At 49.2% G+C, this 21,399-nt stretch carries 20 protein-coding genes; all 20 read right to left on the bottom strand.

The window, feature by feature from the left end; translation table 11 throughout:
- Positions 1-179: 179 nt before the first annotated feature.
- A complete protein-coding gene (locus ACTQ3A_RS02740; RefSeq protein WP_441099014.1) occupies positions 180-437 on the bottom strand; it encodes an HPr family phosphocarrier protein in 258 nt (85 codons plus the stop codon).
- 133 nt (positions 438-570) lie between these two features.
- Positions 571-2,004, bottom strand: a complete 1,434-nt coding sequence (locus tag ACTQ3A_RS02735; protein ID WP_441099015.1) for a glycoside hydrolase family 32 protein — start codon at positions 2,002-2,004, stop codon at positions 571-573.
- Positions 1,998-3,908, bottom strand: coding sequence for a glucose PTS transporter subunit IIA (locus ACTQ3A_RS02730; RefSeq protein ID WP_441099016.1), 1,911 nt, complete (start codon positions 3,906-3,908; stop codon positions 1,998-2,000). Before ACTQ3A_RS02730 ends, ACTQ3A_RS02735 begins: the two co-directional genes overlap by 7 nt.
- Before the next feature lie 268 nt (positions 3,909-4,176).
- On the bottom strand, positions 4,177-5,178 hold the full coding sequence (locus tag ACTQ3A_RS02725) for a LacI family DNA-binding transcriptional regulator (protein ID WP_441099017.1): 1,002 nt from the start codon (positions 5,176-5,178) through the stop codon (positions 4,177-4,179).
- A 162-nt stretch (positions 5,179-5,340) separates the two neighbouring features.
- Positions 5,341-7,323, bottom strand: a complete 1,983-nt coding sequence (gene uvrB / locus ACTQ3A_RS02720) for an excinuclease ABC subunit UvrB (RefSeq protein WP_441099018.1) — start codon at positions 7,321-7,323, stop codon at positions 5,341-5,343.
- 119 nt (positions 7,324-7,442) lie between these two features.
- Positions 7,443-8,822 (bottom strand): S41 family peptidase, encoded by a 1,380-nt coding sequence (locus tag ACTQ3A_RS02715; RefSeq protein WP_441099019.1) that lies wholly within the window; start codon positions 8,820-8,822, stop codon positions 7,443-7,445.
- Between the two features lie 148 nt (positions 8,823-8,970).
- Complete coding sequence (locus ACTQ3A_RS02710) at positions 8,971-9,891, bottom strand: cell division protein FtsX (RefSeq protein ID WP_441099020.1); 921 nt, start codon at positions 9,889-9,891, stop codon at positions 8,971-8,973.
- Entirely contained in the window at positions 9,881-10,567 is a 687-nt protein-coding gene (ftsE, locus tag ACTQ3A_RS02705) for a cell division ATP-binding protein FtsE (protein WP_441099021.1), read from the bottom strand. The genes ACTQ3A_RS02710 and ftsE overlap by 11 nt, the downstream gene beginning before the upstream one ends.
- 37 nt (positions 10,568-10,604) lie before the next feature.
- Positions 10,605-11,696: a PucR family transcriptional regulator gene (locus ACTQ3A_RS02700; RefSeq protein WP_441099022.1), complete on the bottom strand. Its 1,092-nt coding sequence runs from the start codon at positions 11,694-11,696 to the stop codon at positions 10,605-10,607.
- Positions 11,697-12,156: 460 nt separating this feature from the next.
- A complete protein-coding gene (locus tag ACTQ3A_RS02695) occupies positions 12,157-14,283 on the bottom strand; it encodes a glutamine synthetase III family protein (RefSeq protein WP_441099023.1) in 2,127 nt (708 codons plus the stop codon).
- Between the two features lie 220 nt (positions 14,284-14,503).
- On the bottom strand, positions 14,504-15,367 hold the full coding sequence (gene fba, locus ACTQ3A_RS02690; protein ID WP_441099024.1) for a class II fructose-1,6-bisphosphate aldolase: 864 nt from the start codon (positions 15,365-15,367) through the stop codon (positions 14,504-14,506).
- A 205-nt stretch (positions 15,368-15,572) separates the two neighbouring features.
- Entirely contained in the window at positions 15,573-16,511 is a 939-nt protein-coding gene (locus ACTQ3A_RS02685; RefSeq protein ID WP_441099025.1) for a diacylglycerol/lipid kinase family protein, read from the bottom strand.
- A gap of 391 nt (positions 16,512-16,902) precedes the next feature.
- Positions 16,903-17,439, bottom strand: a complete 537-nt coding sequence (rplQ, locus tag ACTQ3A_RS02680; RefSeq protein ID WP_441099026.1) for a 50S ribosomal protein L17 — start codon at positions 17,437-17,439, stop codon at positions 16,903-16,905.
- Positions 17,440-17,588: 149 nt separating this feature from the next.
- A complete protein-coding gene (locus ACTQ3A_RS02675) occupies positions 17,589-18,551 on the bottom strand; it encodes a DNA-directed RNA polymerase subunit alpha (RefSeq protein ID WP_441099027.1) in 963 nt (320 codons plus the stop codon).
- 93 nt (positions 18,552-18,644) lie between these two features.
- Complete coding sequence (gene rpsD / locus ACTQ3A_RS02670; RefSeq protein WP_441099028.1) at positions 18,645-19,238, bottom strand: 30S ribosomal protein S4; 594 nt, start codon at positions 19,236-19,238, stop codon at positions 18,645-18,647.
- Between the two features lie 24 nt (positions 19,239-19,262).
- Positions 19,263-19,655 carry a 30S ribosomal protein S11 gene (gene rpsK, locus ACTQ3A_RS02665; protein WP_441099029.1) on the bottom strand — a complete coding sequence of 131 codons (393 nt, stop codon included), beginning with the start codon at positions 19,653-19,655 and terminating at the stop codon, positions 19,263-19,265.
- A gap of 82 nt (positions 19,656-19,737) precedes the next feature.
- Complete coding sequence (gene rpsM / locus ACTQ3A_RS02660) at positions 19,738-20,109, bottom strand: 30S ribosomal protein S13 (RefSeq protein WP_441099030.1); 372 nt, start codon at positions 20,107-20,109, stop codon at positions 19,738-19,740.
- Positions 20,110-20,407: 298 nt separating this feature from the next.
- Complete coding sequence (rpmJ, locus tag ACTQ3A_RS02655; RefSeq protein WP_003022746.1) at positions 20,408-20,521, bottom strand: 50S ribosomal protein L36; 114 nt, start codon at positions 20,519-20,521, stop codon at positions 20,408-20,410.
- Between the two features lie 391 nt (positions 20,522-20,912).
- Complete coding sequence (infA, locus tag ACTQ3A_RS02650) at positions 20,913-21,131, bottom strand: translation initiation factor IF-1 (protein WP_441099031.1); 219 nt, start codon at positions 21,129-21,131, stop codon at positions 20,913-20,915.
- The gene (locus ACTQ3A_RS02645; protein ID WP_441099032.1) at positions 21,131-21,397 is read right to left on the bottom strand and encodes an RNA-binding protein; all 267 of its coding nucleotides are present in this window, start codon (positions 21,395-21,397) and stop codon (positions 21,131-21,133) included. Before ACTQ3A_RS02645 ends, infA begins: the two co-directional genes overlap by 1 nt.
- Between the last annotated feature and the right edge of the window lie 2 nt (positions 21,398-21,399).

Below are 21,399 nucleotides of genomic sequence, written 5' to 3'. Positions count from 1 at the left end.
CCTATATCCTTTCTAAAACAAACCGGTCTTATGTCTGTTGAAGGTCATACCACACCACAGGCTGTATTCGTCTGTGACACAATATGGATAAAGCCAGCTGCACTCGTTGCATGGCAACTCTCGCAGCTGGCTTTATACATACTTATGAATTCCCGGGCAGACCTCTGCGAAGAGGAAGATTAAAGATTGTCCTTAAGGAATGCTTCCAGTCCGGAAGCAGCAGTTTCTTCATCCGCGCCTTCAACGATCACTTCGATTTCATCACCCTGCTTCACACCGAGCCCCATCAGCTGGATCAGTTTCTTTGCTCCTGCCTGTTTTCCGTGTGCTTTGATGGTGATATCAGAGCTGTATTTCTTTGCTGCGGCAACCAGATCACCTGCCGGTCTCGCGTGAATTCCAACAGGATCCGTGATGACATATTTAAAACTTTTCATGGTATTTGAACCTCCTGAACGAATAATGAATAATAAAAATATGAAACAGCCTCGGGTAATTTCTTTCATTATAACCTAAGACAGGATTATCGTTAAGCACTTTATTAAAAGATTATCGGGCAACTTAAGGCAGTTATACCAGATTCATATTGGTTTCCATCGTTTTCATCTTCCACCCGGTGACTGCGGCAAGATCGCAGCTGAACCTTACCTCGAGATTCTGATTGTCTCCCGTGTATGCAGGGTAGAATCTCGATGTAATGACATACTCGCCATCGTTGACGTAGATTTCAAGCAGTGAGGAATCTACAAGAATTCTCAGGAATTCAATGTCCGGAATGATCACCTTGCGTTCCTTCCGCCCGAATCCTGCGGAATCGCTGATAGTGAGACGCAGCACATCCTCCTGGTATGACAGCACTGCTCCGTCCCCGAAACAGATGCTCCAGTCCAGATCCCCGGTTCCTTCGAGAAAAGAAATCTCGAAATCTCCGGCTCCGTCAGGAAGAATCATGCTTCCGTGCGGCATTACCGGCGTCTCATCATACCGCAGATCCTTCAGCTCTTCGACGGGGTTCTGGTGAATGATTCCATTCTCAAGGTAGAGCTCTCTTGGAACGGTGAGGCAGTTCTCCCATCCTTTGCCCGCCGGCTCGGCGGTCGGATTGGTGTAAGGAGCATCCGGCATTCCTACCCAGCCGATAAAGAGGCGGCGTCCCCGTTCATCGACAAAGCTCTGGGGCGCATAGAAGTCAAAGCCATAATCCCATTCACGGAAATCATGAAGGTATTGGGCGTCATTGAGGGAACCTTCTACGGTGAAGTAACCGGACTGATAAATGTTCTGATACCGGTATTCTTCTTCCGGAAGCCCCTGGGGACAGAGTGAGAGGAAGGTCTTGCCGCCGAGTCGGAAGTAATCCGGACATTCCCACATGTATCCAAAACGCTTCTCCGATGTGAGCGCTTTCAGAAAGTTCCAGTGCACACCGTCGTCACTCTGATAGAACAGCACCTCTCCGAAGTCGGTGTCGGCGGAGAGATCCGGCCCCTTGACTCTGGCGCCGAGGATCATATAGTATGTGTCCCCCTCTTTCCAGACCTTGGGGTCACGTACGTGACAGCTGCAGTTTTTCGGGTAGTCACGATTCGTCAGCAGACAGTTCTTCTCGCCGAAATTATTGCCGTCGGTTTCAACCAGAATCTCGTTGGCCTGTCTTCCGCTGTATGTATAATCGTGATCTCCCGGTTCTTTTACATTACCCGTGTAGTAGAGGCGGATGTGATCTCCTTCCGTGAGAGCGGATCCGGAATAACATCCGTTGCGGTCTATCGGGTCAGTCGGCCAGAACGGAACTCCTGCGTATTTCAGATGAAGCAGATCTCTTCCGGCATAATGCCCCCAAGTTCTGGCAAATCTGCCATCCGGTCCGGGGGTATTTGGTGAATACTGGAAGAAAATGTGATAAATTCCCTGAAACTGACACAGGCCGTTCGGATCATTCAGCCAGCCGTCCGGAGGCATCAGGTGATACTGAAGCCTCCAGCCTTTTCTGTCTTTCAGCATACCTTGAGGACCTCATCTCCAGGCTTTACGGGACCGGTCTTCATAGCCTTCACATCATTGTAATCGTCGCTGTTTGTGACAATAACAGGAATTGTGGTCTTGTATCCGGCAGCGCGGATCTTGTCCATGTCAAATTCGAGAAGAAGGTCGCCTTTCTTCACGGAATCTCCGGAGTTCACATGAGCTGTGAAGCCCTCTCCTTTCATATTCACGGTGTCGATGCCGACGTGAATCAGAACCTCGACGCCGCTATCAGACGAAACGGCAACGGCATGTTTTGTGTCGAATACCATATCGACGGTTCCATCAAAGGGCGCAAAGATTTTACCGGAAGACGGGCGGATCGCCATGCCCTTTCCGAGAGCCTCAGATGCAAAAGTCGGATCCTCTACCTCTGAGGATGGAATGGCTTCGCCTTCTGCTGGAGCATAGATAATGGTCTCCTTGACCGGAGATTCTACTGCCTGCTGCACATCCTTTTCCAGCGGATCGGCAGCCTTTGCGGCTTCAGGAGCAGCTTTTGCAACCGTCTCCGGGTCTTTATACAGAATGAAGGATATAATGAACGCTACCGCAAAGGATGCGATCATGACAATGGCATACTGCAGCCAGAAATCCGTGGTGATCAGGAACCCGAACAGACCTGTGATTCCGTATGCGGTTGCCTTGATTCCGAACAGAGATGCAATCATGCCTCCGATCGCGCCTCCGAAGCAGCCGGCAATAAATGGTGTGCGGTAACGGATGTTTACACCGAAGATTGCAGGCTCTGTAATTCCCAGAAACGCGGAAAGAGAAGCCGGGAGTGCCAGCGATTTTGTTTTTTCGCTTTTGGTCTTGAATGCGACAGCCATGGCTGCTGCTCCCTGTCCGACGTTAGCGGCGGTGGCAACGGGCATCCAGATATTTGCCGGAGGATCCTGGCTGACCATCTGTGCCTCAATCATATTGTACATATGATGGAAGCCGGCTACAACGGTGAACGCGTAGAAGAAGCCGATCAGCAGGCCGCCGATTCCGAACGGAAGGCCAATCAGTGTCTGCGCTGCAAGAAGGATCCAGTCCTCGACCACCTTGAAGATCGGTCCGATGATTGTCATGGTCAGAACGCCGGTAACCAGTACGGTAACAAGCGGGGTTACGAAGAGATCGATGATCTCGGGCACATGCTTGTGAAGCCACTTCTCAAGCGTACTCATGAACAGGATGGCGATGATGACGGGGATGACATGTCCCTGATATCCGGTCTGCTGTATAGTCAGGCCAAATACCTTCCACACCGGGATATCAGCGGCCTTCATTGTAGCAACGCTCCATGCGTTAATCAGATTCGGGTGAATCATGATGAAGCCGATAACTGCGGCAAGATACGGATTGCCGCCGAACTTCTTCGCCGCGCTGACAGCAATCAGGATCGGAAGCATGGACAGAGCCGCGCCTGCGAACAGGTTGATCATGTTGTAATAATCGCTGCCCGCAAGGTTCGGGAATGCATTCGCGAGGCCGCCGAGAATACCGTTCAGAAGTCCGGATGCAACGATTGCGGGAATGATCGGAACGAAGACATCACCGAGAGTCTTGATCGCGCGCATGAACGGGTTCTGCTTCTGAGCAGCTGCCTCCTTCGCGGTCTCCTTCGTTCCTGCTTCAACGCCGGAGATGCTGATAAATTCATCGAATACCTTGTTTACGGTTCCTGTGCCGAAAATGACCTGAAGCTGACCGGACGCCTCAAAGCATCCCTTCACGCCTTCTACATTCTCAACGGCTTCCTTGTTGACCTTGCTGTTGTCCTTGATGACAAGTCTCAGCCTCGTAGCACAATGAGCGGCGGAGGCGACGTTGGATGCGCCGCCGATATTGTCCAGAACGCCCTGCGCTGCTTTTCTGTAATCCAGTGCCATTCTTCTTTCCTCCTTCTTGGTAGTGTGCGCCAGATCTGAGGCGGTGCAGCCGGCTAAACGTGTGTCCGGTTGGGTAATCTCCTGACATATTCTGCCGCCGTTAACAGACAGAATACCGAAAGCGAAGCGCCCTGCCGCAGAGACTGTGCACAAATGTGGAATCGTTCTCACATTCTTTCATTATATGGCTTTCTAAATTTTTTGTAAACTAAAACGGGAAAGAATTAATACATGAAAATCAAGGGACATTTTGGTGCAACTTTCACAGTCAGCAGCCGGTATTCGGGAGGCGAATGGATTCTCCGCTGGTGAGCTTGCATCCCATCCGGACAGCTCTGTTGTCCTTTCTGCTGCCTGAGAGAAGACCCAGGAGGAGTCGGGCGGTCTCCTTTCCGCTTGTCTTATAGTAATAGTGGACGGTGGAAAGGCGTGGTGTGACGACCTGTCCCTTCTCTGAATCGCCGATTCCGGTGATTTGAATATCTTCTGGAATGCGGTATCCTCTTTCACGGAGCCAGACCATGGCGCCGACCGCTATGCTGTCCGTGGCGCAGAAGATGGAATCCGGGTTCGGATAACGGCTGAGCAGTTCCTCGGCAGCCTCATAGCCGGATTGAATACGAAAGCCGGTTACAACCATCGCTTCAGGCGGAACAGCGATTCCAGCCTCGCTCATGGCGTCGAGAAATCCCGCTTTGCGGTTGTGTCCCGCTGCCTCATCCAGTTCGGTTACCCCGATGTATCCGATCCGTTTTCCCGTTCTGGCCAGAATCTCCGCCTGCTGCTTTGCGGCTTTGTAATCATCAAAATAGACACACGAGCATGTGCTGCAGTGCTGTCCGAGAACAACTACGGGGAGCGGATACTCCCTGAGGATGTCGTCATGCTCCTTTGTTAATATCGTACCGATGAGTATGACCGCATCGACACTGCCGTTAGCGGCAAAAAGCTTCAGATATTTGATCTCCTCTTGTTCCTGGTTATTCGTATTGGCCAGAAGTACCTCATAACCTGCTTTTGCGAGGACAGTCGTAATGCCGTCGATTTCCCGGCTGATCGAATCGGAATTCAGTTTTGGGAGAATCACACCGATCAGATTTGTGCGCTTGGTTCTGAGCATCTGAGCCTGTCTGGAAGGCTGATATCCGGTCGATTCGATGACGGCCCGGATCCGGTCTGCCTTCTCCTGGCTTACATATCCGTCATTCAGGTATCTTGATACAGTGGTTCTTGAAACACCGGCCATTTTTGCAATTTCATTGATTGTCATAAGCTTCATCCTTTAGGTAAGAGTAAGACGTGGAATCCATTCCACAGAAAGATTATACCTTTAACTGCGTGTGGTATGCAATCGGGAAGCGAATAAATCTGAAATTCTTCTGCCTGCTGCATGTCCGGACAGTGCAGGGATCAGGAATTCTGCTGGATATGATTATTCGCCATTCAGAAGTTTTCGGAGTTCAACAATCCGGTCGCGCAGCTCTGCAGCCATTTCAAAGTTGAGCTCCGCTGCTGCCGCCTTCATCTGCTTCTCCAGTTTCCGGATGAGTTTCTCGATTTCAGAAGGAGACATGGATTCCGGATCCTTCTCCAGCTTTTTCTCATCGGCGGCTACATCTCTGGCAATGCTGATCAGGTCGCTTACCTTTTTGTGAATGGTCTTCGGCGTAATGTGATGTTCTTCGTTGTACTTCTGCTGAATTGCTCTTCTTCGTCTGGTTTCATCGATGGCACTTCGCATGGAATCGGTGATCGTGTCGGCATACATGATGACATGTCCATCTGCGTTGCGGGCCGCGCGGCCGATCGTCTGAATCAGGGAGGTTTCCGAGCGAAGGAACCCCTCCTTATCGGCGTCCAGGATTGCGACCAGTGTGATTTCTGGGATGTCAAGCCCCTCGCGAAGAAGATTGATGCCGACGAGAACGTCAAAAACATCCAGACGCATGTCACGGATTATCTTGGTCCGCTCCAGGGCATCGATGTCAGAGTGCAGGTAGTTTGCCCGTATGCCTGCCTCCTTCAGGTAAGTCGTCAGATCTTCCGCCATCCGTTTGGTAAGAGCGGTTACCAGGACCTTGTGGTGGCCGCTGACCTCTTTTTTGACCTCGCTGATCAGATCATCGATCTGTCCCTCAACCGGCCGTACCTCGACCTCGGGATCCAGAAGACCGGTGGGACGGATGATCTGTTCCGCACGCAGCATCTCATGATTTGCTTCATATTCTCCGGGGGTTGCGGAGACAAACAGGATCTGATCAATTTTATTCTCAAATTCTTCAAAACTGAGAGGACGGTTGTCCAGGGCAGACGGAAGCCGGAATCCGTAATCGACGAGTGTTGTCTTCCTGGAACGGTCTCCGGCATACATGGCTCCGATCTGGGGGATGGTCCGGTGGGACTCATCGATGATGATCAGAAAATCATCCGGGAAGAAATCCATGAGTGTATAGGGCGGTTCTCCCGGCTTCAGATTCGACATATGGCGGGAGTAATTCTCGATTCCAGAGCAGACACCGGTTTCACGAAGCATTTCAATGTCGAAATTTGTCCGCTCCTCGATCCTCTGTGCTTCCAGGAGCTTATCCTCGCTCTTAAAATAGCGGACCCTTTCTTCGAGCTCCTTCTCGATCGCCTTTGTCGCGCGGTTGATTGTCTCCTGGGGCATCACGTAGTGAGAGGCCGGAGCTATTGAGACAAAATTGAGCTCCTGCTTTACCTGTCCGGTGAGCAGGTCAAAACGTTTGATCGAATCAATTTCATCACCGAAGAATTCGACGCGGATACCGATATCGCTTTCGTCTGCGGGGACAATGTCAAGGACGTCCCCATGTACCCGGAAGGTGCCGCGGTGAAAATCGATTTCATTTCGTTCATACTGAATGTCGATCAGTTTCCGGATGACGTCATCGCGGTCGATTTCCATGCCCGGGCGAAGGGGAATAATCATCTTCTCATAATCCGCAGGGCTTCCCAGACCGTATATACAGGAAACGGAAGAAACCACAATGACATCTCTGCGCTCGATCAGTGAGGAGGTAGCGGAGAGACGCAGCTTATCGATCTCCTCATTTCGGGAGGAATCTTTCGCGATATAGGTGTCAGAGGACGGGACGTAGGCTTCCGGCTGATAATAGTCGTAATAGGATACAAAGTATTCCACGGCGTTTTCAGGGAAAAATTCTTTGAACTCGCTGTAAAGCTGCGCGGCAAGTGTCTTGTTGTGCGCAATGATCAGTGTCGGTTTCTGAAGCTTTTCGATGACATTTGCCATCGTGAAGGTTTTTCCGGATCCGGTGGCGCCAAGAAGCGTCTCGCACTGATTTCCCTCCCGGAATCCTTTCACCAGCTCGTCAATCGCCTGCGGCTGGTCACCGGTGGGCTTGTATTCAGAATGTAGCTTGAACTCGGGCATACGTATTTCCTTTCTGCAGTTCCTGCTTTCTTAATTCTTTTCAAAATACTGTGCTATTTTCGCATATTTAGCCGGGAGTCGAATATTTTTCATGCCTCTGCTATATTTTCAAGACCTCTTTATGAGCGGGATGAGGTATCCGGGGCATTCCCGTCCGCCGTACCGGATACGGAGGAGACATCTCCCGCCTCCGCGTTTTCCGAATCGGAGCTGCTGTAGTTGTCACTTGTTCCTCCGTTTTCCTTTATGACCTGATCTGCTGTCTTTCCGGAGAGCTCTTCTCTGATTACGGCGGATGCCTTCTCGAGCTGAATATCTGAGGAGTTGTCTTTATCCGCTTCAACGGTGATGTTCGGCGTGATGCCGCTGCCGTTGACGTCATGGTGGTCCGGCGTGTAGTAATGAGTTGTCGTGATTTTCAAAACGCTTCCGTCAGAGAGGGTATAGGAATCCTGTTCGATTCCCTTTCCATAGGTGACGGTGCCGACGGCAATGCCGACATTGTAATCCAGTACGGCTCCGGCAAACATTTCGGATGCGCTGGCGGTGTTTCCGTTGACCAGAAGAACAACGGGAAGACTCGTCCGGTGGTCCGTGTCATTGTCCCGCTGCCGCTCTTCTCCATTGCGATCCTGTTCATAGACCAGCGGTCCCTCCGGCATGAAGATTCGAAGTGTGTCGCAGCACGCGCTGACCAGTCCGCCGAGATTGTCCCGAAGATCGATGATCAGTCCCTTCATGCCCTGCTGATTGAGGCTGTCGAAGACATTCTGAAACTGGTCGGAAGTAAGGCGGTTAAAGCTTGTGATCTGAATGTATCCGATATCGCCGTCCAGCATGCTGCCGGTCACGACATCGCGGGTCAGCGTTTCCTTCGTCAGAGTGACTTCTCTGGGATCCCCGCCTGAGGCAGATACGACGGTCATAGTGACCTGATCGCTGTCACTGTTCTGGATCAGCGAGACCGCGTCCGATGAGGTCATATCCTCCGTGCCTTTTCCGTTCAGCACGGTGATAAGATCTCCCTCTTGAAGTCCTGCCTTTTCAGCAGGAGAATTTTTCATCACAGATTCAATCTTTAAAGCTTTGTCCTCTTCACTTTTTGAAATTGTAATTCCGATTCCTTCCATCTTGCCATCATTCGACATTTTTATTTTGCTGTATTGCTCCGCCGTGTAGTAGGTGGAGTATTTATCTCCGAGTCCGGTTACGAGCCCGAGATACATGGTGTCTGTCTCAGCCTGCTCGTCAATATCATTCAGATAATATCGCCGGATGATGTCCTGGATCTGACGCGTTTTCCGGTAGGCGGAAAGGCTCGTGGGACTGGAAGGAGCGGCAAGTGGTCCGAGATTGAGATAAACGGAAAAGAAGACTGCTCCCGAGAGGACCGTTACCAGGACGCCTGCGAGGAAAGGCTTCCAATTTCTGTATAATTTTTTTAGAAGACGAGTTAAAAAAGAATTTGTATCCGAATGATTGCTGTTATTTTCTGCCATTTGTAAACCTGCCTGAATTTTTGGATTGCGTGTGATAGGAAAACCCCGTCTTTTTCCGTCCGGATTAATGAAAAATCAGATGGAAAAAGGCGGGGTGATATTGTGGCGGTCCGACTCTGCCTGAGATAGCGGCAGGGTCCGGGCATGATTATACCTTCAGATGCTTGTGGATCGCTGCCAGGGATCCGATCAGGGCGATTCCGACGCCCAGGATAATTCCGACCGGAAGGAGAATGCGGTAAACGGAATTAACCGGAAGCAGTCCGTTCATAAAGCTGCTCAGTACGCTGAAACGTGAGAGTATGTAGCTCACCGCCTTATTGTATACAAAATATATAATCACAAGCGGAATGGCAGCGCCGATCAGCCCGATCAGGATACCTTCAAGAATAAACGGAAGCCGGACAAACGCGTTCGTCGCTCCGATCAGCTTCTGTATGGCGATCTCCTCTTTTCTGACATTGATACCGACGGTGACGGTATTATTAATCAGGAATGCAGAGACAACAAGAAGCACAAGGATGATGATGATGGATATTGTAGCAATGAGACGGTTCATCGTTGACAAGGTCGTGGATGCCTGCTCACTCTGGTTGACCTGACGGACACCGTCCAGTCCCTTGATGTAGCTGACCAGCTTGTCCTGCTGCTCGATATTATTCGGGTAAACCTCGAAATGAGCGGAGTTCGCCAGAGGATTGTCGTTATTATTTCTCCATCCCTCTGCAGCCTCCTCGTTGCCGCTGAAGTATCTGGCGGAAAAGCTTTCCCAGGCTTCATCCGCGGATACATAGCGCATTTCCTTGATCATATCTGTCTGGCTGCTGATCTCGGCGCCGATACGGTCAATTCCTGCCTGGTCCACATCCTCATTAAAGAAGACGGTGATGCCGACATTTGTCTCTACATTCCGGAGAATATAGGAGAAGTTCAGGACGATCGAGAAAAATACGCCGAATATGAATATACATGCTGCCATAGTTGCAATGGAGGCCAGGGAGAACATTTTGTTCCTGACAATGTTCTTGGCACCCTGTCCTGCATTGTAAAAGATACTTCTAATCTTCAATATAACCACCTTCCTGTTCGTCGCTTACAATGACGCCTTTTCTCAATCGGATTACTCGTTTCTTCATTTTGTTAACGATTTCCCGGTTATGAGTAACTACTACAACGGTGGTTCCGCGCATGTTAATTTCTTCAAGAAGCTCCATAATCTCAGCGGAATTCTTCGGATCAAGGTTACCGGTCGGTTCGTCCGCGAGAAGGATATCAGGACGATTGACAAGAGCCCGGGCGAGCGCAACTCTCTGCTGCTCTCCTCCGGAGAGCTCATTTGGATAGGAACGGTACTTGGTGGCAAGACCGACCAGAGTGAGAACCTCTGGCACACGCTTCTTGATGATGCGGTTCGGTTTCTCGATCACACGCTGGGCAAAAGCGACATTCTCATATACATTTCTGTCCTTGAGAAGACGGAAATCCTGGAATACAACGCCGATCCCGCGGCGATATTTCGCAATTCTGCTGCTTCTCATCCGGTTCAGATTGTGTCCGTTAATGGTAATCTTTCCGGATGTCGGACTGAGTTCCTTCAGCATCAGCTCGATCAGGGTTGTTTTTCCGGATCCGCTGTTGCCGACAATGAATACGAACTCTCCCTTTTCGATGTTCAGAGATATATGATCAATCGCAGGGTTTTGTCCTTTTTCATATATCTTTGTAACATTATCGAATGTTATCATTTATACTCCTCCTGCTGTGTGGCCGGAGAGCCGGGCATTAATAGTCCAGTGTCTCCATATACTTCATATACTTCACGACCATGAGAGCAATCTTGAATGTGATGGCATCCTCAAATACTCTCAGGTCAAGACCGGTGCTCTTCTGCAGCTTGTCCAGCCGGTATACAAGGGTGTTTCTGTGAATATAAAGCTGTCTGGATGTCTCTGACACATTCAGATTGTTCTCAAAGAACTTATTGATCGTGGTCAGGGTCTCCTCATCAAAATCATCCGGGGATTTATTCGCGAAGATCTCCCGAATAAACATCTTGCACAGAGGGATGGGAAGCTGATAGATCAGACGCCCGATTCCAAGCTGATTATATGCGTATACATCCTTTCCATCGGAGAAGATCTTTCCCACATCCATGGCCATCTTGGCTTCCTTGTAGGATCTGGATACTTCCTTCAGTTCTCTGACGATGGTGCCAAACGCGATATGAACCTCTCCATCCGGATCCCTTCCCACAGCGTCCAGAATGGAATTCGCGAACTTCTCCGCCTCCGAATAGTCATCATCCTCTTCCAGCTCCTTGACGATAATGATGCTCTTCTCATCGATAGCCGTGATAAAATCAGAATTTTTGCCATTTATGGTGTTCCTGATATTTTCAAGATTTCCCGGATGGTCTTTCTCCTGAGAAGCCTCAAGAATGTATACCACTCTTCTGGCGTCCGGGGTGATGTGCAGCTTTTTGGCGCGGTTATAGATATCGACAAGGAGAAGATTGTCCAGAAGAAGATTCTTGATGAAGTTGTCCTTGTCGAAGCGCTCTTTATATGCGGTCAGCAGACTTTGAAGCTGAAATACGGCCATTTTTCCGACCAGAAGGTTCTCGTCGCCGGATCCCTGGGCAAGCAGAATATATTCGAGCTGATGTTCATCGTACACCTTGAAAAACTGTACGCCGCGGATCGTCTGGGAATCTGCCTGTGACTGGGCAAAATCAAGCAGATCATCTTTTGCCGCGTCCGCCTGGGAGGATGTAGAGACCAAGAGCTTTCCGGCAGTATCATATACACCGAAATCCATCTTGGAGATGTTTTTGAGTCCCTCAATCGTGCTCTGCAGAATTTGGTTCGAAATCATTTTGCTACCCTCTTTCATTTTAAGCTGCCGGAAACCGCGCTTCTACTCATTTAATCTGATCAAAACGCAATTAAACAAGTACATTCTATAATAAATGACACAAAAATGGAAGCATATTTGTGCATTATTTTGGATAACGCGATTTTCAAGGTCCGACGGCCTAAAACCAACGCTCGAATTGTAACACTTTCGTAAATATATTGCAACCTTTACATGCAGAAGACAAAATATAGCGGGGCTGATGGTTCGCACAGATGGTCATGCGTGATTTCCCCGCCTCGCAACAGGTATAAAGCCAGCTGCTGCCGCGCGGTTATGCGGAGGCAGCAGCTTTTATCCTGACAGTCATATGAAATTCAAATTCAGACTTATGTCGGAAAGAAATCATAAAATTTCAGACAAATATCTGAAACAATAATGGATGCAGGCTTACTCCTCGAAAATTTTATGATAGTCCTGCTCAAACCTCGAAGAGCAGGTCTCCGTAAGAGGGCATCGGCCAGAGAGACTTATCAACAATCTGTTCCAACTCATCGATGGGCCTGCGGAGCGCATCCATTGCCGGAGTCACCTTGTCATGGCAGAACTTCGCCTGCTCTCTTCCTCTTGCCATTGTATTCGCCTGTCCGTCCACTTCAGAAAGAGCCCGGAGCGCATTCATGCTCTCCCGAAGAAGAGTGCTGGTCTTCTGAAGCAGTTCGGTCTGCACAGAAACCTCATCGACACCGGCAGCACGCACTGCATTGATGGAATCCGCAAGGACGGTGGTATACCGTACGACAGCCGGAATCAGACGCTTGCTGGCGATGTTGATCATTGCCTTCGCCTCGATATTGATTGTCTTTGCGTAGTTCTCGTATTTGATTTCAGCACGGGACTCAAGTTCGGTCCTGGTGAAGACATGGAACTTTTCGTACATGCGGATCGTCTGCTCTGTGACGAGCTCCGGTATCGCGTCTACTTCGCAGGTGATATTGGGAAGACCTCTTCTGGCAGCTTCCTTCACCCACTCGTCAGAGTAGCCGTCGCCGTTGAAGATGATGCGCTCGTGCTCCGTGAAATTCTTCTTGATCAGATCGTGAACCGCCAGCTGGAACTGATCCGCTTTCTCCAGGATATCACAGGCGTCGGAAAAAGCCTCCGCTACGATCGTATTCAGTACGACATTCGGCTCTGCAATGGAATCCTGAGAACCAACCATGCGGAATTCAAATTTATTTCCGGTAAAGGCGAAGGGTGAGGTGCGGTTCCGGTCGGTCGCGTCTTTGTACAGGTCCGGCAGACTGGATACGCCTGTGGAGAGCCGTTCGCCTTTCAGACTTCGTTTTGCGTCTCCGGTGCTGATCAGCTGCTCCACGACATCCTCGAGCTGTTCACCGAGGAAAATAGACAGAATAGCCGGCGGTGCTTCATTCGCGCCGAGTCTGTGGTCGTTTCCGGGATCTGCCGCGGATTCTCTGAGAAGACCTGCATGTTCGTCTACAGCCTTTACGATACAGGAAAGAATCAACAGAAACTGGATGTTTTCATGAGGGGTTTTGCCCGGATCCAGCAGGTTGATTCCGTCATCGGTGGTCAGAGACCAGTTGTCGTGCTTTCCGGATCCGTTGACTCCCTCAAAAGGCTTCTCGTGCAGAAGACATTTCAGACCATGTTTTCTGGCAACCCGTTTCAGCGTCTGCATCACAAGGTGGTTGTCGTCCGTCGCTACGTTAGCCTCGGAATAAATGACGGCAAGTTCATGCTGTCCCGGCGCTACCTCATTATGTTCTGTTTTTGCTGTCACGCCCATTTTCCAGAGTTCAATATCGACGTCCTTCATGAAAGAAGCGATTCGGGGCTGAATGATTCCGAAATAATGATCATCCATCTCCTGCCCCTTCGCAGGCATGGTTCCGAACAGAGTGCGGCCGGTATAGATCAGATCTTTTCTCTGCAGATATTTTTTCTCATCGACAATGAAATACTCCTGCTCTGCGCCGATGGAAGGAGTCACCTTTTTGGAGGTCGTATTGCCGAACAGTTTCAGCAGACGGAGCGATTCCCGATTGATCACTTCCATGGATCGAAGCAGCGGCGTCTTCTGATCCAGAGCTTCTCCGGTATAGGAACAGAATGCGGTCGGAATGCAAAGAGTGGCTCCACCTGCATCCTGACGGATAAAGGCCGGAGAGGTGCAGTCCCACGCCGTATATCCCCTTGCCTCGAAGGTCGCGCGCAGTCCTCCGGAAGGGAAGGAGGAAGCATCCGGCTCTCCCTTAATCAGCTCCTTTCCGGAGAAGCTCATCAGGGTTTTCCCGGAAGGAAGCGGCGAAGTGATAAAAGAATCATGTTTTTCGGCAGTGAGTCCGTTCAGGGGCTGGAACCAGTGGGTGTAGTGTGTAGCGCCCTTCTCGATCGCCCACTCTTTCATTTCGTGTGCGATGACATCTGCGGTATCCAGATCCAGATCGCCACCCTCATTGATGATTTTCTTCAGTTTTGCGTAAACCTTTTTCGGCAGACGCTCCTGCATGGTTTCATCATTGAATACGAGTTCGCCGAAGATGTCGGCCGGGTTTACATAGGGATTATAATCGTCTGTCATGACTTCCTCCTGCTTGTCTGGAAATTGTTTCTGTCAGCTGCAGCCCGGGCAGTTACAGAAAATGATGACTGCAAAAAGACTGCCGCACTAATGCGGCTAGTGCGGCAGTCTTCATATTTACGCGAACAGTGAGCCGCAGCCGGCCGCAAAGCGGTCGGGTGAGTCAGATATCGCGATAAAGAGAGAAAAACCCGTGCAGCGAGCTTTTCTCTCATTTTACTCAGGCTTTGTCTACGGAACCGAAGAGTCTGATCTTTTCTTCTACCTTTGCGCAGATTGCTTCAGCGCCAGGCTTCAGGAGCTTTCTGGGATCGAATCCCTTACCCTGCTGATCCTTGCCGGCCTCAATGTATTTGCGGGTTGCTTCTGCGAATACAATCTGGCACTCGGTATTTACATTGATCTTGGAAACACCAAGAGAGATTGCCTTTGTGATCTGGTCATCCGGAATACCTGTGCCTCCGTGAAGTACAAGCGGCATATCACCGGTCTTGGCCTTGATCGCTGCCAGAGTGTCGAAGGAAAGTCCCGGCCAGTTTGCGGGATATACGCCGTGGATGTTGCCGATGCCTGCAGCCAGGAAGTCTACGCCGAGATCCGCGATTTTCTTGCACTCTTCAGGATCTGCGCATTCGCCCATACCTACGACACCATCTTCCTCTCCGCCGATTGCTCCGACCTCAGCCTCAATGGAAAGTCCGAGCTTATGAGATACAGATACCAGCTCGGTTGTCTTCGCGTAGTTCTCGTCAAACGGAAGGTGAGAGCCATCAAACATGATGGAAGTAAATCCGGCCTTGATGCAGGCGTAGCAGGCATCATAGTCGCCGTGATCCAGATGAAGCGCAACCGGAACCGTAATTCCGAGAGATTCATCCATTGCCTTAACCATAGCAGCAACTGTCTTATAGCCTGTCATGTACTTTCCGGCTCCCATGGAGACACCGAGAATAACCGGGGAGTTCAGCTTCTGCGCTGTCTCGAGGATTGACTTTGTCCATTCCAGATTGTTGATATTGAACTGGCCTACTGCGTAGTGACCGGCCTGTGCCTTTTTAAGCATCTCAGCTGCGTTAACTAACATATCTTATCCTCCTTAGGATTACTGCGTACATTGTTACCGTGTACCGTTTTGATAGAAGAAGTACCGCCGTGCCGACTCTGATTCTGTATGAGATTCGTATTACCGACGGAAACTGATCTTCTGACGCACCCATTATATACTAAATAGTTTGGCTATTGCAATAGCTTGTGAATTATATGTCAAAAAATGGCGACAGTTTTGCGGTTCAATGCTTCTCCACCGAATTGTTCTGGTCCGGATAGCTCTTGTTTCTGCGGTTCAGGAACAGGTTTAGCTTTTTATAGCAGTTTTCAATGTTGACATGGTTATGAGCGTCTCCGTATTCACCGTCCAGTGTCCACGCGATCTCCTCGGATGAATCAATCACAATCCGGTGTGCCTTAAGCTTGTCCACAAGGGGCGAGCTGTTCTCATTGATATTCAGAAGGTTCTGGACGATCTCATTGACCTCGATGGGGTTTGTCGGTGTGCGCACAAGTGTCACCTCGAAGAGGCCGTCATTCATGTCGACCGATGTGCCGGTCAGATTCCGCATGCCGCCGACGACACGTGTGTTTGTGATCATTCCGTAGGTGTAGTTGCCCTCGATCCGGCGCCCATCTGCCTGAATGACCAGGTGATAGCTGGGAATGCGGAAAACCTCCTTCCCTGCCTGCAGAAGATATGCGAGGTGGCCGAGATTGTTCTTCAGCGTCTGATCGGTCTCGTAGGATACATTTGTAAACATACCGAAAGCCGCGACATAAGTGAAAAACTTGTCGTTGAAGGCCCCAACGTCGCATTGATACAAGTCGCCGAGAACAATGTCGCGGGCGGCCTGGAGCATGTCACGCGGAATGGCAAGGCTGTTGGCAAAGTCATTTGTGCTGCCGGCCGGGATATATCCCACGGGGAGTTCAGGAATGGTGTCCATTACACCGTCTACCACCTCGTCAAGCGTTCCGTCTCCGCCACTGCAGACCACACAGTCACTCATAGCGGCGTAATCCCTCACAAATCGTGTGGCGTCCCCCACCGCCTGCGTGGGGTGAGCAATTACATCATAACCACCCTGCGTGAAAATATCGATGATATCCGCAAGTCGGTCCTTGATCATTCCTTTACCGGAATGCATATTGTAAACGAACAGGAGTTTCTTACCCATAAATAGTCCTTCAATAAAATATTCCTTGATAAATGATAACAGCAGGTTTTTAGTGACAGAACAATAGACAGCAGATCCATAAGAAGCGGAACGGAAACAGAAAGCTGACTGTAATGATCAGAACAAAACTGACAGCTGTATAGATCAGAATAATACTGACTGCTGTAAAGATCAGAATAAAACTGACAGCTGTAATGATCAGAATTAAGCAGACATTTAAACAGACATCTGTAATTTTCTGGGAGAGATATTACTGTAAATTATGATAATAGGTATTTTACATCAAGAGGATTTCTGTTTCAATCAGTCATAAACAGGGAAAAATTAAAAAACTATAAAAAGACCGCATTCACAAGGAATGCGGTCAAAACAGCTGTTACGACGCAGCGTATTATACAAGCTCGATCAAAACTTCCATTGCTCCGTCGCCCTTGCGCTGACCGATCTTGATGATTCTGGTATAACCACCATTGCGGTCTGCATACTTCGGAGCGATTTCATCGAACATTTTTGCTGCCATGTCGACAGTCTTTGTATTGGCCTTTCTGCCCTTCGCCTCTGCCGGAACTTCAGTAATCGGATAGAATACCTTGTTCATCTGACGACGTGCATGAAGTCTGGAAGGAAGATCTTTCTTGAGTTCTTTCTGAACCTCAGTATAAACGGTAACCTTCTTTCCGTTCTCTACCTTCTTCACACGCTTGCCATCGGCGTCCTTCTGCGGAACCTTTGCGGTGACGGTAACGGTCTCAAAATTGTCCTTCTCACGAACTGCAAGAGCGATGAGGCTCTCCGCGATCTTGCGGATCTCACCGGCCTTGGTCTCAGTTGTGCGGATCTTTCCGTGATAAAGCAGGTTTGTAACCTGGTTTCTGAGAAGAGCTTTTCTCTGAGATGATGTTCTGCCAAGCTTTCTGTATTTAGCCATTTCTGTAATTCCTCCGTTATTTGTGGAACGGATGCTCACGCTGCTTTGGACTTACTGAACATCCGCTTTAATCTACAAATAGAACACGTTCACCCTGCACTTCCGGTCTTACGGGTTAACTGTATATCTGTAAAATAATAAATTGATTCTTACTGTTCTTCACTCGGGGCAAGGGACAGTCCGAGCTCATTCAGCTTCGCGAGAACCTCTTCAAGGGATTTACGTCCAAGATTCCGGACCTTCATCATATCCTCTGAGGTCTTGCTGCAGAGCTCCTCTACGGTATTGATACCGGCACGTTTCAGACAGTTATAGGAACGAACGGAAAGCTCAAGCTCGTCGATGTTCATCTCAAGAACTTTCTCTTTCTCGTTGCTCTCTTTTTCAATCATGACTTCTGCCGTCTTTGCATTCTCAGAGAGGTCGATGAAAAGCTTCAGGTGCTCACTGAGAACCTTTGCGGCAAGACTGACAGCCTCATCCGGACCGAGTGTTCCATCCGTGTAAACATCCAGTGTCAGCTTGTCATAATCGGTCACCTGCCCGACACGGGTATTTTCAACCGTCATGTTGACACGCTCAACCGGTGTGTAAATCGCGTCAACCGCAATTACTCCGATCGGCATATCATCGGTCTTGCCCTTGTCAGCGCCTACATATCCGCGGCCGTTTGTGATTGTGAGCTCCATGTAGAGCTTGCAGTCAGCACCGCCATTGAGATGCGCAATCACCTGATCCGGGTTCATGATCTCAATATCCTGGTCAACCTGAATATCAGAAGCGCGTACGACGCCTTCGCCTTCATACTCGATGTATGCGACCTTCGGCTCGTCGGAACTGCTGTTATTCTTGATGGAAAGGCTCTTAAGGTTCATGATGATTTCAGTTACATCCTCTTTTACGCCCGGAATGGAACTAAACTCATGCAGTACACCTTCGATCTTTACCTGGCTGACAGCAGCTCCCGGCAGGGACGAAAGCATGATTCTGCGAAGAGAGTTTCCAAGGGTCGTGCCGTATCCGCGCTCCAGAGGTTCAACGACAAATCTGCCGAATTTCTTATCTTCTGAAATCTCGCTAATTTCAATTTTGGGTTTGTTAAAATCAAACACCTTCAAGTCCCTCCTTCTTATACACGGTCGTCCGATTTCCTGCAAATAACTCTGTATTCATCAAGTGCATGTGTGATCAGTGAATTTCAGAGATTACTTGGAGTACAGCTCGACGATCTGCATCTCGTTAACCGGAACATCGATCAGATCACGTGCCGGAACCTGAGCGACTGTGCCCTGCAGAGACTCTGCATTTACAGTCAGCCAGGACGGTACAACGCGTCCGGATGTCGCATCAGCGATATCTTTCATCCGCTGGGTGGATTTCTTGCTTTCCTTGATTTCGATAACGTCTCCCGGCTTTACCTCATAAGAAGGGATATTTACAACCTTGCCGTTAACGGTTACGAACTTGTGATCTACCATCTGTCTTGCTTCTTTTCTTGTTCTTGCGAATGCAAGACGGAAAAGAACGTTGTCAAGACGAAGCTCAAGCAGAGCCATCAGGTTCTCACCTGTCTGACCCTTCATGCGGTCAGCCTTTGCATAGTAGTTACGGAAAGGCTTCTCAAGCACTCCGTAAATGAATTTTGCTTTCTGCTTTTCACGCAGCTGTGCGCCGTACTCGGAAATCTTGCGGCGGTTATTTCTCAGCTGACGATTGGATTTCTTATCAATTCCAAGATATGTCGGATCAAGTCCAAGGGATCTGCATCTCTTCAGGACCGGTGTTCTATCTACTGCCATTTATATATGACCTCCTGTTGTCAATCAGACTCTTCTACGTTTCGGCGGACGGCATCCGTTGTGCGGTACCGGGGTAACATCACAGATACTTGTAACTTCAAGTCCTGCTGCAGCCAGTGCGCGGATTGCCGCCTCACGGCCTGAACCAGGTCCCTTTACGAATACGTCAACACTCTTTAATCCATGAATAAGAGCTGCCTTTGTGGCAGTCTCTGCAGCCATCTGTGCCGCATATGGAGTAGATTTCCTTGAACCTTTAAAGCCAAGCCCGCCGGCACTTGCCCAAGACAGCGCGTTACCTGCAGTATCGGTCAGAGTAACGATTGTGTTGTTGAAAGATGCCTGAATATGAGCCTGTCCACGTTCAACGTTTTTCTTAACGCGACGCTTTGTCGCTTTCTTTACTGCTTTTGGCATAATAAAAACTAACCTACCTTTTCCAAATTAATCGCTTTATCTTCTGATTGTCAAAATGTTCTATCGGAACTGTCAGCAACAATTATTTCTTCTTGTTGGCAACTGTTCTTCTCGGACCCTTGCGTGTTCTTGCATTGGTCTTTGTCTTCTGTCCGCGAACAGGAAGTCCCTGTCTGTGACGTTTTCCACGATAGCAGCCGATCTCCTGAAGACGCTTGATATCCATTGCTGTCTGACGTCTCAGATCACCCTCAACGGTAACCTGAAGCTCTTCGATTGCTGCAGCAAGGTTCTTGACTTCTTCGTCTGTCAGATCTCTTACACGTGTATCCGGATTAACTCCAGCCTGCGCAAGGATACGATTGGAAGTTGTTCTTCCAATTCCATAGATATAGGTAAGACCTATCTCTACACGTTTGTCTCTTGGTAAATCTACACCAGCTATACGAGCCATGTGCGTTTTCCTCCTTTGATTCTGACCAGTCATGATTTGCTGAATATCAGCTGGTCTGGTTAATACCATCTTAAATGGGATGTCGGTATGATACATCCAGCTGCCCAGACGTCGGCAGCCTTTCCTTTCCCGGTCACGACGGCGCCGGCAAGGTTTTAAGCGATATTATAAGGGATCAGTCCCGGAGCAAATACCATGTTCCGGTGATGTCCGCCGGAGGTATCCTGACGCAGCCAGTCAGGTCTCACTTTATAATATCAGTTCCGCATAAGCAGAAGGTCAGATTGATTAAAGGGAATCAACCCTGTCTCTGCTTATGCTTTGGATTCTCACAAATGATACGAATACTGCCTTTTCTCTTGATAACCTTGCATTTCTCGCAGATCGGTTTCACAGAAGATCTTACCTTCATGAGTATCCTCCTTTCCTTTGATGAAAGCATAATTGATATTGCCTGTACCTCTTCAGCCGTCTTATGGTGGGTTAGTCCTTATTACGGCACAAAAAGATACGTATAGCATTGTATCATTGAGGTTCGATTTATGCAAGAGAAAATTACTGAAATTTAAAGGATTTTTTCGTATGAAATGACAATAGACAGGAAGCTGATGGAGTACTTTGCAATGCTGCTGAAAAAGGCAATCGTAATGGCACAGCGCAAATAAATGGGATAACAGGGGTACTGCAGATAAGAAGATATTCCGAATCGAGGGTGTAAGCTGAAGCTGTCTTGAACGAAAAGCAGGGCTTTCTGCCGTGACATCCATTTGGACTGCTCCGGAAGAAAAGCCCCGCGGGGTCAATTATTTATCTCTCCAGATAATTCTGCCCTTATCAAGATCATAAGGGGACAGTTCCAGTGTCACCTTGTCACCGGGAAGGATACGGATAAAATTCATCCGCAGCTTGCCGCTGATATGAGCAAGTACTACATGCTTGTTCTCAAGTTCAACACGGAACATCGCGTTCGGAAGTTTTTCGAGCACGACGCCTTCTACTTCAATTACATCTGCTTTTGACATTAAAGTTCCTCCTTGCATTTAAGTGCATCTCTGATATCGGTGTCGGTCAGGGTCTGCTGTCTCAGGATCATGGACTCCAGAGACGTCGCGGTTTGAAAACATGGCTGGATGTGTATCCGTTTCTTCTTTTTCGGATGAGCCAGATTCCTGCACGCTCCGTCCGTCAGCCAGATGTCGCCGCCTGATACTTTTGCTACGATGTACAGCTTTCCCTTGTCGTGTCCTGCAAGGCTTCTGGCATACATTCCTTCCTTCAGCTGTCTCATAA

Source organism: Bilifractor sp. LCP21S3_F8 (assembly GCF_052117805.1).
Classification (GTDB): Bacteria; Bacillota; Clostridia; order Lachnospirales; family Lachnospiraceae; genus Bilifractor.
The sequence above is the reverse complement of the archived record's forward strand: the minus strand, read 5'-3'. Positions and strand labels throughout refer to the sequence as shown.